The organism is Paenibacillus sp. FSL P2-0136, from assembly GCF_037975325.1.
Lineage (GTDB): Bacteria > Bacillota > Bacilli > Paenibacillales > Paenibacillaceae > Paenibacillus_AQ > Paenibacillus_AQ silagei.
In genome coordinates this window covers 1,878,204-1,891,265 of sequence record NZ_CP150244.1, presented here as the reverse complement: position 1 = coordinate 1,891,265, position 13,062 = coordinate 1,878,204, and the positions used below count along the sequence as shown (strand labels likewise).

Genomic DNA, 13,062 nt, shown 5'->3' with positions numbered 1-13,062 from the left:
TTGACTGTCTGAGCTTCTATTCAAAAGGAGGTGAAAATTATTCCTCTAGTCGTTCGGTCTACGGTTAATGCAACAGGCGCCATCACTTTCACTGGCAACACGCTGGGACTAAGCCGCTCTGAAACTGCCGGTGTACCGGGTACACAGGACAGTATCGGAGGCTTCTCTACGATTAATACAGCTTCTGTATACGGCACCTATCCTGCTGGCACTACCAGTCTATATCAGAGCAACAGTTCAGCAGCCATTCTGGTTCTCCCTGCCGGAAGCACAGTTCTGTATGCCGAGCTGATCTGGGGCGGTTCCTATGTTAACGGTACCGTCAATCTCACTGCGGCAATCAACAATCCTGTATCCTTCACTACACCGCTAGGGAACACGGTCAGTGTAACCCCCGATTCAGCCACAGCCAATTCGGTGGATCTGGGCGGGGGTGCACTCGCATATGTCCGTTCCGCAAATGTCACCAGCACCATTCAAGCCTCCGGTGCCGGAACCTATGTCACTGGCGGTGTAGTCGGAACTATTGTAATTCCCGGAGATTCCACTGCCAACCATGCCGGCTGGACACTTGCTGTCATCTACCAGAATCCGTCGCTGCCCTTCCGCAACATGTCCCTGCGCGCAGGCGCTGTCCTTGTCCAAGCCTCCTCGGCCCCGGTGGTCACCACCATTACAGGCTTCGCCACACCTGTTACCGGCGCGCTGGGCGGACGTATCCAGTTCAGCGCCCAGGAAGGAGATGCCAACCGCTCGGGAGACCAGGCGCTTTTCGGCCCTACCTCCACCACTCAGGTCGCCCTCTCCGGGCCTAACAATTTTGCCAATAACTTCTTCGCTTCGCAGATTAATAATGATACCGGCAATCTGAATACGACCGGTACGTTCGGCACCCGCAACCAGACCAACGGCAGTCCAGGCTCTAACATTGTCGGCGGGCGGCAGGGCTGGGATATCACGAATGTGGATGTCTCTGCGCGCCTGGTCAATAACCAGTCCTCCGCACTCCTGACCTTAACAACTTCGGGCGATGCGTATGTCGTTAACGCCAACGGGCTGCAAATTGACATCAATGCGCCCAAGATCTCCTTGACCAAAAGCGCAAATGTCGCCGGTACCATCGTTGGCGATCTGGTCACCTACACCGTAACGGTCAACAATACCGGTACGGCAAGTGCAGCCAGTGTTGTATTGTCAGATACTTTACCGGCAGGTCTTACTTTTGTCGCAGGAAGCGTGGTGGTTGCCGGTGTTTCCAGGCCGACTTATGATATAACCTCCGGCATCCCGCTGGGATCACTGGCCCTTGGCACTTCTATAACGGTTACCTATCAAGCCAGGGTAACTTCCTTGCCTAATCCGCAGTTTGTTCCCAACACAGCCACTGCCGCCTTCACCTTCCAGAGTGTGGCCGGAGGCCCGATTGTGAGCGGGGTTATTCCATCCAATACACAATCACTGCCGGTCTATTCTCCGGTTCTCGGCATTGTCAAAAGCGCCAATACTACCAACGCAACCGTCGGAGACCAGATTCTCTACACCCTGCAAATCTCCAACACCGGCAATATCGGAGCCACTACTACGCTCACGGATAACATTCCTGCCGGCAGCTCCTATATTCCGGGAAGCTTCACGGTAAACGGCACGCCTGTGGCGGGTAATCCCGCCGCCGGGATCGCCATTGGCACCATCGCGGCGGGAGGAAGCTCTACAGTCCAGTTCCGTGTACTGGTGAACAGTCTGCCTTCTCCCCCGCAGCTGGTGGACCAGGCTACAGCCGCCTATACCTTCCAGGTTCCTGACGGGCGGACCGTGAGCGGTACGGCTGCCTCCAATACGCTCACCATACCGGTCAGACTGCCGAATGTTGCCCTTGTCAAAAGCGCCAGCTTCCCGGATGTCGCCGTAGGCGATACCCTGCAGTATACGTCTGTGGTTACTAATAACGGAATCGTCGCCATCACGAACGTTGTGCTCTCTGATCCGATACCCGCCGGCAGCACTCTGGTGCCTGGAAGCGTGGTGGTAGCGGGAACCGCACGGCCTGCCGCTGATCCGGCTTCGGGGATATCCGTGGGCACCATTGCCCCGGGAGCCAGCGTAACGGTAACCTTCCAGGTAAGTGTCACCTCTGTGCCGGGAAACGGCCAGCTCGCCAACCAGTCATCGGCCTCTTACAGCTCTGGGACATTTAACGCCATCACACAGTCCAATACAATCCTCACTCCTGTGTACCAGCCAATAATCGCTATCGTCAAAAGCTCCAGTCCAAGCAGCGCCACGGTTGGAGGAAATGTACAATACACGCTGCAGGTGCAGAACACCGGTAATCTCGCAGCGAATGTGACCCTAACTGACACGATCCCTGCCGGGTCTGCCCTCGTCGCCGGAAGCGTCACAGTAAACGGTGCGGTCCGTCCGTCAGATTCTCCGGTAAGCGGAATCCCGCTCGGGTCCGTAGCTCCAGGTGCCGCCTTGACCGTAACCTTCCTGACGAATGTCCAGTCCCTGCCGTCTCCGGCAACCTTGACCGACCAGGGCAGCAGCAGCTATACCTATCAGTTGCCCAGCGGACGCTCTCTGTCCGGCGGAAGTGTATCCAATACGGTGACTATTCCAGTCTCTGCCCCCAACATCACGATTCTCAAAAATGCCAATCTCACCTCAGTGGCTGTAGGCGAATATCTTACCTACACCGTCTCTGTATCCAATCCCAGCGGCGTAGCTGTTAACAATGTAGTGCTGTCTGATCCGGCTCCGGCAGGCAGTGCCTTTGTAGCAGGAACTGTCACGGTGAACGGGACGGCCGTACCCTCTGCCAATCCAAATGCCGGGATTGCTCTCGGAACACTTGCTGCGGGTGCCACAAGCATCGTTGTCTTCCAAGTGAATGCCAACTCTATTCCAAGCCCGCCTCAACTGAGCAACCGGGCCAGCGCATCCTTTACGGCCGGCTCATTCAGCGGAGCAGCCCTATCCAATACAGTGTCTACCCCGGTCTTCATTCCAGTCATTGGACTGGTCAAAAGCTCAAGCCCTGCGCAGGCCTCTGTCGGCAGTCTGCTCTCCTTCTCCATCCTGGCCAGCAACACTGGCAATATCGCGGCAATGCTGAATCTGACCGATGCCCTGCCGCCGCAGACGGTATTCGAGACCAACAGCGTAAGTATAGGCGGGACCCCGCTGCCTGGGTATAGCCCATTAACAGGCATTCCGGTGGGGCCGCTTGCTCCCGGAGACAGCGTCGTAGTCAGCTTCCTTGTTACGGTTACTTCGCTTCCCCCAAATCAGCAGCTGCTTAACTCGGCAGCAGCATCCTATACTTTCACCCTGCCGGATGGGCGTCAGCTTGGCGGTAACACCGTGTCGAACACACTTACGGTTCCCGTCTCGGCACCGAATGTCAGTGTTGTCAAAAGCGTCAATGCCATTGATGCCGTGACCGGCGACATCCTTACATTCACCTCCGTGCTGACGAATAACAGCATTACCTCTGTCAGCAATATCATTCTCAGCGATCCCTTGCCAGAGAATGCAGCGTTCCTTCCCGGAACCGTAATTGTCGGCGGCGTCTCCCAGCCGTTGTCAGTTCCGTCGGCCGGCATCCCAATCGGCAGCCTGGGGCCTGGAGCCTCCGTTGCCGTCACATTCGAGGTGAGAATAACCATGCCGATTCCTTCACAGGTGAATAACCAGTCCACCGTCAGTTTCACCTCCGGGGTCTTCTCCGGCTCTTCATCGTCCAACGTCACCACCACACCGGTCACACAACCGCAGATCTCCCTTGTAAAAAGCGCCAGTGACCTGAACGCCACAGTTGGCGATACGGTCATCTATACCATTGTGGTCAGCAATAGCGGTAACCTTGCAGCCAATGTTACGTTAACCGACAACATCCCGGCGGGTACTACATTTGACCCCAACAGCGTCATTGTCGGCGGATTCCCTCAGCCGGGGGCTGCACCGGATACCGGAATTACTGTTGGAACTGTAGCTCCCGGTGCCAGTGTATCTGTCAGCTTCACGGTCTTCATCGTGTCTCTGCCTTCACCGCAGCAGCTTGTCAATCAGGCAAACGCCACCTATACCTTCACTCCGCCTGACGGGCGGCTGCTCAGCGGAAGTGCCATCTCCAATACCGTGACCATCGCAGTCTCTGCCCCTAACCTGTCGGTGGTTAAGAGCACCTCCTCCACTTCAGTGGCACTAGGTGACACTATTGCATATTCCGTAAATATCACGAATAACGGTATAGACCCGGTGAACAATGTGATCCTCAGTGATCCAACACCAGACGGGGCTGCCTTTGTGCCGGGCAGCGTATCGGTGAACGGGGTGCCTTTTCCGAATGCCAACCCGGCATCAGGGATTACACTCAGTACGCTTGCCTCCGGGGCTAGTGCCGTCGTCTCGTACAGTGTCACTGTCACCTCTGTACCCGGGGATGCCTCCATAGACAATCAGGCTACAGTAACTTACACCTCAGGTGTATTTAGCGGCTCCACCTTCTCCAATCCCGTGGCGGTGCCTGTCTTCCAGCCCAATATCGCTGCGGTCAAAACAGCCAATACCGCCAATGCAACAGTCGGTGATACCGTAACCTACACGATAACGGTCAGCAATACAGGCAACTACGCAGCAATTCTGACCGTAACGGACAATATCCCGGCCGGAACTACCTTTGAGGAGAACAGTGTACTGATTAACGGGCTGCCTCTGCCGCAAGCTAATCCCTCCACAGGAATTGCTGCCGGAACTATCGCTCCGGGGGCCACTGTAGCTGTCTCATTCTCGGTGGTGATCACTTCACTGCCATCGCCGCAGCTGCTGGTGAATCAGGGAACGGTTGCTTACAGCTTCACCTTGCCTGACGGAAGAACCCTGGGAGGGTCGGTGCTCACCAATACCCTGACCATCCCTGTCTCGAATCCGAATCTGGCTGTCGTCAAAACCACCGCAACCACCGCAACCAATGTGGGCGACACCATCACTTATTCCGTGACCCTGACCAATAACGGTATTGCTACGGTTAATAATGTGGTATTCACAGATGCTCTGCCTGCCGGTACCGCCTTTGTACCGGGCAGTGTGCTCGTAGACGGCGTGTCTCGTCCCGCTTCTTCACCGGCTACCGGGGTGACCATAGGCAGCATCGCTCCGGGCGCTTCTGTAACGGTGGCCTTTAACGTAACGGTTACGTCTCTGCCGGCTTCAGGTGTACTGAACAATCAGTCATCCGTCAGCTTCACTTCCGGTGCCCTGTCCAGTGTAGCCTTCTCGAACATTGTGACCACCCCGGTCTTCCAGCCGGTTATCGCTGCAGCCAAGAGCTCCAGCTCTCAGAATGCAACGGTAGGCGATACCATTGTCTATACCGTTAATGTCAGCAATTCAGGGAACTATGCGGCATCGGCCACCCTGACTGATACCATTCCCGCAGGTACAACTCTGGTTCCGAACAGTGTACTGATTAACGGCTTCCCTGCTCCGGGTGCAGATCCCGCTACCGGAATCCCTCTGGGCAGTGTTGCAGCCGGTGCATCACTGACCATAGTATTCTCTGTAGTGATCGACACGCTGCCAGCCAGCCAGCAGCTCAGCAATCAGGCCATTATCGCCTTCAACTATACGCTGCCTGACGGACGCGTCTTCAATCAATCCGCCAGCTCGAACATCAACCAGATTTCCGTATCTTCGCCGAATGTACTTGTGGTCAAGAGCACCACTGTTACCGATGCCGTAGTGACCGATACCGTTCCGTACAGCATCGCAGTCACCAATAACGGAATTGCACCGGTTAACAATGCAGTGCTGAGCGATCCGATTCCGGCCGGTTCTTCCTTTGTAGCCGGCAGCGTGGTCGTGGACGGCACTCCGCTGCCGGGGGGCAACCCTGCAAACGGGATCTCGCTCGGCACTATCGCCCCTGGTGCGGTGGTCCAGGTCACCTTCAATATTCTCGTCAACAGTCTTCCTAATCCGGCCACACTGAATAATCAGGCTTCGGTCAGCTTCACCTCCGGGGCATTCTCCGGCGCCTCTTATTCCAATAATCTAATTACCCCGGTATTCCAGCCGATTATCGGTGTCCTGAAATCTGCGGATACCACTAATGCCACGGTTGGAGATACTGTCACTTATGCACTCAGCGTCACCAATACAGGTAATCTTGCAGCAGTCGTCACCTTAACCGATTCTATCCCTGCGGGAACTGTTTTCATACCGAACAGTGTACTGGTTAACGGCCAGCCCGTTCCCGGCGCTGATCCGACTACCGGAATCAATCTGGGTACAGTTCCAGCGGGTGCCACAGTTACTATGCTCGTCACCCTGCAGGTAACTGTCGCTTCCCTGCCTTCACCGCAGCAGCTGGTGAACCAGGCGGCGGCAACCTTCACCTTCACTCCGCCTGATGGACGTCTGCTCTCAGGCTCTACACTGTCGAATACACTCGTCATCCCGGTCTCCTCACCGGATGTAACAGCAGTGAAGAGCACACCAGCTGTCGATGCTGTAGTCGGCGATATCATCACCTATACGATTGCCGTAACCAACAACGGCATTGTTCCCGTCAACAATGTGGTCCTTGTTGACCCGATCCCGGCCGGCAGCCAGTTCGTTGCAGGCAGCGTAACTGTGGATGGCACTCCGCGTCCCGGAGCAAATCCGGGCACCGGTATTGTGATCGGAACGATCGCCCCGGGAGCGACCACAACGGTAACCTTCCAGGTTCAGGTCATCGTCATATGACAGACGGCTCACAGCTCCAGCCTGTCGTAAGTAATCAGTCCATGGTTCTGTACAGCTCGGCAGAGGGCACTGAATCGGTTACCTATTCCAATACCGTCAATACGCTTGTGGTGGGCCCGGTATTATCGCTGCAAAAGCAAGCAGACCGCCTGAGCGCCTCCCTGGGGGAGACGCTCGTCTACACTGTGACCGCCAGGAATAGCGGCAATACCGGGGCGGTTGTCACCATCACGGATGTGCTTCCCCCAGGCGTCTCGTTCATTGCCAATAGTGTGCTTAGAGACGGAGTCCCCCTTCCGGGGGTCACTCCGTCTTCCGGCATTCCCCTTGGCCTACTCGCCGCCCATTCGGGAGTCAGTATCGCCTTCCAGGTCATTGTTATCTCGCTTCCGCCTTCACTCGCGCTGCATAACAGGGCGGTTGGCACGTATTCCTTCACTACACCTGAAGGAAGAACGGTGAACGGGGAGATCCGCTCCAATCCGGTCAGTGTCTCCCTGCTGTCCTACCAGTTGTCCTCACTGCTCTCGGCCAGCACTCCCACTACCTTCATTGGGGATGTCGTCACCTATACCCTTCAACTCAGGAACGAAGGCACCCGGCCGCTGACCGGAGTCCTTGCTGCGCTCCCCCTTCCGGAGGGCACCTCCTTCCTTCCCGGAAGTGTTATTGCAGGCGGGATTTATCAACCTGAGGCTGACCCGGCTTCAGGCATCGGACTGGGTTCGCTCCCGACAGGAGCAGGCACCGAGGTCTCCTACCGTGTAAGGGTGGCCTCGAACCCTCCAGGATCGGCGATTATGGCGAACGCGCAGATCTCTTATGAGGTCAACGACAACAGAACCTCCACCACAAGCAACACGGTTCAGATTACAGTCATCCAGCCCGGATTATCGGTAAAACTGAAGGTTGATCTCTACAGCGCGGCGCCCGGCGACAACTTGCGGTACGAGTTCACTGTACAGAACAGTGGCAATCTGGCCGTGAACGCGCTGCTGACGGACGCCATTCCGTCAAGCGTACTGTTCGTCTGGGACAGCGTCCGTATTGACGGGGTTCCCCAGAGGGGCGTCCGCCCCGGGGACGGAATTCCGCTGGGCACCTTACGGGCAGGCGCTGTTATGACGGTAGATTTTCTCGTATCTATTCCAGGTGCAACCGATATCCGCCAGACGCCGGCCATTCAGAATCAGGGAGTGGTCCAGTATACGTTCTCCCTGCCGGACGGGCGCAATGTCGGGCAGCTCTCCCGCTCCAATGCGGTGACCACGTTGCTGTTCACGCCCATCATTTCCATTCAGATTGAGGGCGAGCCGCCCATCGTCGAGCCTGGAGGTATCGCGGAATTCAACATTTACGTGTCCAATAGCGGGAATTATCCGGCAGAGGTCTCGGTGATCCGAATTGTACCGCAGGGTACCGTCATTAATCCCGATATCGTTACCATAAGCGCTATCGCCGTGCCCGGTACGCCATATAGCGGAACAGTTGCTCTGGGAACGCTGGAAGCGGGGCAGACCGTCACACTCACTTACTTTGTCACAATAAATGCGGATTATATGGGCAAGGATCTTCAAGGCTCCACGGCTGCCCTGTATCTGTTCACCATCGACGGACGCCGGTACTCCGGCGAAGCCCGTTCTAACAGCTATAAGCTGCTCATTGAAGAAATCAGTGAATAATACAGCTCACATATCCCCCATCTCCCTGAATATACTTTAGTTACAACCTGCTGCTTCGTCTTAGTCTCCGTAGTGACATTACCGAATAACACAGTCCATGGGAGGTGGTCATCCTTGTCCCAGCCGTCCGGTCCATACGCATTTGTCGTATCCAAAGAAGACTGGTCCCTTCACCGCAAAGGCCATCAGGATCAGGAGCGTCACCAGCAAAAGGTCAGAGAAGCCATCAAGGGCAATCTGCCCGATCTGGTTACCGAGGAGAATATTATTTTGTCAGGCGGCAAGCAGATTGTGAAGGTGCCGATCCGCAGTCTGGATGAATACCGGATTATCTATAATTTCCGCAAGCAGAAGCATGTTGGACAGGGAGACGGGGACAGCCAGGTGGGCGATGTCCTCGGGCGCGACTCCCAGTCGGCCCAGCCGGGCAAAGGGGATAAGGCCGGCGATCAGCCTGGAGCGGATACCGTTGAGGCCGAGGTCGATCTCGAGGATCTGGAGGATATTCTGTTCCAGGACATGGAGCTTCCCCATCTGAAGCCGAAGGATAAGGAAGAGATTGAGGTCAAGTCGATTGTCTTCAATGATATCCGCAAAAAAGGCATGATGTCGAACATCGATAAAAAGCGTACACTGCTTGAGAATCTGCGGCGCAATGCCAGCAGCGGCAATCCCGGAATACACAGCATCAGCCCTGATGATCTGCGTTACAAAACCTGGGATGACATCACGGTTCCTCACTCCAATGCCGTGATTATCGCCATGATGGACACCTCAGGCAGTATGGGCACTTTTGAAAAATACTGCGCCCGCAGCTTCTTCTTCTGGATGACCCGCTTCCTGCGCCGCCAGTATGAGAAGGTGGATATTGTGTTCCTGGCCCATCATACGGAAGCCAAAGAGGTCAGCGAGCATGACTTCTTCACCCGGGGGGAGAGCGGGGGGACGATCTGCTCCTCGGCGTATCAGAAAGCACTGGAGATTATCGACAGCCGCTATCCGCCTGCCAAATACAACATCTATCCCTTCCATTTCTCGGATGGCGACAATCTGACCTCCGACAATGAGCGCTGCGTCAAGCTGATCGGCGAGCTGCTGAAGCGCAGCAACATGTTCGGCTACGGCGAGGTGAACCAGTACAACCGCAGCAGCACCCTGATGTCCGCCTACCGCCACCTGAAGCAGGAGCAGTTCATGCATTATGTGATTAAGGATAAGAAGGAAGTGTATCTGGCGCTGAAGGCTTTTTTCGGCAAAAAAGCAATCGAAGCCTGAGCAGCTGCTCTCCAGACTGACCGTAGAATGAGCGTTACGCGCAGATTCATACTGTAAGAAGGATCCCCTGCAAACCGTGTGAACGGCGGGCAGGGGATTTTTGGTGCGCGGATGTTGGCTGCAAAAACCCTGTTGACTATTATATCGGCAGCCGATATACTAAATGTATCGGTTAACGATATATCGACACATGGTATAACGTCAGATGCTATAACGCCGAATGATACACAGGAAATTTCCGGTCTGTGAAATGAAGCTCAAAGATACGCGATAAGGAAGGTGATGGCATTGTCCGGCAACAATGAATACGGGGCGCTGACCGAAGGCGTCTATTATATCCTCTTGTCCCTGCTCACCCCGATGCACGGCTACGGGATTATGCAGAACGTGAAGCTGCTGAGCAATCAGCGTGTGGAGCTGGGTGCAGGCACGTTATACGGGGCGTTAAGCACACTTGTGGAACGAGGCTGGATCAAGCTGCTGGCTGGCGGAGAAGATTCCCGCAAGAAGGAGTATCAGATTACGGAGCTAGGCAAATCGATCGTCCAGAGTGAAATGACAAGGCTTGACGAGTTGCTCACTAATGGAAGAAAACTACTGGGAGGCGAAGTGTAATGAGTCAGGTGGTGCGCAAATTTTTCATGGATTTCGAGAAGGAAGAAGCGTGGCTGAATGAAATGTCGGCCAAGGGATTGGCCCTGGTGGAGCATTCTTGGGCCCGTTATGTGTTCGAAGAGAGCGCTAAGGGGGAGTATATTTACCGGATTGAGCTGCTGGAGAAGGACCCGAAGGAGGCGGCAGGCTACTTGCAATTCATGGAGGAGACCGGAGCCGAGCGGGTGCCATCCGGAACCCCTACCAAGGCCAATCGTGCCTTCATGAACCAACGCTGGGTGTTCTTCAGAAGGAAGGCCTCGGAAGGCCCCTTCCAGATCTATACCGATGCAGATTCCAAGATCAATCACTATCAGAGAATCTATAAAGTCTATCTGTCCCTCGCGTTCATGGAGCTGATCATCGGCTCCTTAAATCTCATGCTGATTATGCTGAACACTTCTTCTAACATCTACAAAATCAACCTCGTCGTGGGAGTGTCCGTTATCATTCTGGGCCTGTTCTTCATCTGGCTCAGCCTTCCGATCCGCCGCAAGATCGCGCGGCTGCAGCAGGAGAAGCTGATCAGGGAGTGAGGAACTGCTTTACAATCTCGCAAACCAACGGAAATAGTAGAATTAATACTCCTGCGGGCTAACCATAGCTACAGCATCCACAACCACTGCAGATAACAAGTGGATTAATGCAGCTTAATTCTTCAACGTTTGGCGATTATAGGGAACTAAGTGGAAAAACAGCATCTGCTATTGCCGATTTGGCTGCTACCGGGAGAGGTATGAATATTTAAGTGTTGTTTTTCCAACTCTTGCCGGAGTATCGTCTATTTATTGGTTAGCAAGTGCCCAATATCCACCTATTTCCCCCATCACAGCAAGGGGAGCCGTTTTTCGCATACATTTGGCCCGCGTGCCTGCTCTCCAGCACATTGTGTTCGGTTTTTCGCATACATCTGGACCGCGTGCCCGCTCGCCCCCCACCCCCACCTCCACCTACGCCAAAATAAAGGGCTATCCCAAGCAGTCATCATGACTTTTGGGACAGCCCTAATTCCAATCTTTCTCCGCTCCGACCAGGCTTATGCCTGCTCCGCTTACAGCACCTTCTCGCGGTCCTTGCCTTTGTCGGATTCCCCGGCGTTCTTGTTCGCGGCCTCGCGGTCCTGCATCATCTCGTCTACTGACTTCACCTTGAGACGGGCGGCACCTTCGTTGCCGGCGTTCGTCGGGATCAGATCACCGGAAGCGAGGCGCTCCTTCGCTTCCGCAATGGCTGCGCTGTACTGCGGCAGCCACTGTTCTCCGGCCACTAGCATCTCGTCAACCATCTGCCAGATCTCCTTCGGGTTGCAGACGGCACCGACCAGCGGGTCCATCATGAACGCCTGGCGCAGCAGCTTGTCGTCGCCATGCACAGCTGCTTCTACCGCCAGGCGCTGCACGGAGATGCTGACGTTGCAGACTGCCGCCAAGCCGAGAGGCAGGTCGCCGACCAGCGGCATTGAGATGCCGTTGCGGTCCACGTAGCCCGGCGCTTCAATAATGGCGTCAGCCGGAAGATTGGAGATCACGCCGTTATTCACCATGTTGAAGTGGCCTCTGTACACGCGTCCTGTCTCCAGCCCTTCGATGATAAACGAGCCATGCTCCTCGCCCCGCTTCTCCGGGATGTACTCCAGCGCCGGGTCCTTCATCCAGTTCGGGAAATCCGTCTCGAACCAGTTGCGGCCTTCTGTACAGACACGCAGGTAGCCGCCCGTCTCCCCGTTGATCCACACGCCCAGATCGATCCAGTCCATGATTTCGCTCGGGCGCTTGCGGTACCAGGGCACATATTCGCTCAGGTGCCCGTTCGATTCCGTGCTGTAATAGCCGAAGCGGCGGAGCATATCGATCCGCACCTTCTCGGTGCGGCTGTACTCAGGGTGTTTCTCGAAAGCCTCCAGCAGACCTGCCGTCAGATCCTTGCCTTCATGCTTCGCAGAGATGTACCAGGTCTGGTGATTGATCCCGGCACAGATAATGTCCACCTGCGATTTCTCCAGGCCGTACACCTGAGCGATTTGCTGATGTCCATGCTGTACGCCATGGCAGAGCCCGATGGTCTGCACACCGCCGTATTTATTACAGGCCCAGGTCAGCATAGCCATCGGATTCGAGTAGTTCAGCAGTAATACATCCGGCGCAGCTGTCTCACGGATATCACGGCAGATCTCCAGCATCTCCGCAATCCCGCGCTGCCCGTACATAATCCCGCCTGCGCACAGCGTATCTCCTACACACTGATCCACGCCATACTTCAGCGGAATATCCACATCGGTAGCGAAGGCCTCAAGGCCCCCCATACGAATAGTACAAAATACGTACTTGGCCCCCTTGAGCGCTTCCCTGCGGTCCGTAGTGGAAGAGATGGTGATATCCAGACCATTCTCCTTAATATCCCGCTGGCACAGTTCGGTGACCATGTCCAGGTTATGGCTGTTTATATCCATGAACGAAACTTCGATATTACGGAATTCCGGCACAGTCAGCAGGTCGCGCAGCAGTCCGCGGGTGAACCCGATACTGCCTGCCCCGATAAAGGTTACTTTAAAAGACATAATAATCATCCTCCGGCAATGAATTATTGACTCCTGTCCATTGTAACAAGGGGACTGCCGGAAGCGTAACCAATATCATGACCATTTTGCCGGCATCCTGTCAACAATCCTAACTTTCTATACGCCATACCCTTCCCCGGTTGA

The 13,062-nt window shown here is 55.2% G+C and carries 6 protein-coding genes; 5 read left to right on the top strand and 1 reads right to left on the bottom strand.

The genetic code is table 11. From position 1 onward, the window contains the following. The first annotated feature begins 30 nt into the window (after positions 1 to 30). From NYE26_RS07785 to NYE26_RS07765, 5 genes are all read left to right on the top strand, one after another. Positions 31 to 6,750, top strand: a complete 6,720-nt coding sequence (locus tag NYE26_RS07785) for a hypothetical protein (protein ID WP_339255030.1) — start codon at positions 31 to 33, stop codon at positions 6,748 to 6,750. Next, a complete protein-coding gene (locus NYE26_RS07780) occupies positions 6,747 to 8,432 on the top strand; it encodes a DUF11 domain-containing protein (RefSeq protein WP_339255029.1) in 1,686 nt (561 codons plus the stop codon). The genes NYE26_RS07785 and NYE26_RS07780 overlap by 4 nt, the downstream gene beginning before the upstream one ends. Positions 8,433 to 8,546: 114 nt before the next feature. Beyond that, positions 8,547 to 9,707, top strand: coding sequence for a sporulation protein YhbH (yhbH, locus tag NYE26_RS07775; protein WP_209872814.1), 1,161 nt, complete (start codon positions 8,547 to 8,549; stop codon positions 9,705 to 9,707). A 282-nt stretch (positions 9,708 to 9,989) separates the two neighbouring features. Further along, a complete protein-coding gene (locus NYE26_RS07770; protein ID WP_036692768.1) occupies positions 9,990 to 10,322 on the top strand; it encodes a PadR family transcriptional regulator in 333 nt (110 codons plus the stop codon). Beyond that, a complete protein-coding gene (locus NYE26_RS07765; protein WP_339255028.1) occupies positions 10,322 to 10,897 on the top strand; it encodes a DUF2812 domain-containing protein in 576 nt (191 codons plus the stop codon). The genes NYE26_RS07770 and NYE26_RS07765 overlap by 1 nt, the downstream gene beginning before the upstream one ends. A gap of 515 nt (positions 10,898 to 11,412) precedes the next feature. Here NYE26_RS07765 and NYE26_RS07760 read toward each other — a convergent pair. Then, complete coding sequence (locus tag NYE26_RS07760; protein WP_339255027.1) at positions 11,413 to 12,918, bottom strand: alpha-glucosidase/alpha-galactosidase; 1,506 nt, start codon at positions 12,916 to 12,918, stop codon at positions 11,413 to 11,415. Positions 12,919 to 13,062: the final 144 nt, after the last annotated feature.

What these genes read in the sequence shown, in the direction of transcription:
- NYE26_RS07780 (WP_339255029.1), top strand. Translation starts at nt 6,747, where the DNA reads ATGACAGACGGCTCACAGCTCCAGCCTGTCGTAAGTAATCAGTCCATG.
- NYE26_RS07770 (WP_036692768.1), top strand. Translation starts at nt 9,990, where the DNA reads ATGGCATTGTCCGGCAACAATGAATACGGGGCGCTGACCGAAGGCGTC.
- NYE26_RS07765 (WP_339255028.1), top strand. Translation starts at nt 10,322, where the DNA reads ATGAGTCAGGTGGTGCGCAAATTTTTCATGGATTTCGAGAAGGAAGAA.
- NYE26_RS07760 (WP_339255027.1), bottom strand. Translation starts at nt 12,918, where the DNA reads ATGTCTTTTAAAGTAACCTTTATCGGGGCAGGCAGTATCGGGTTCACC.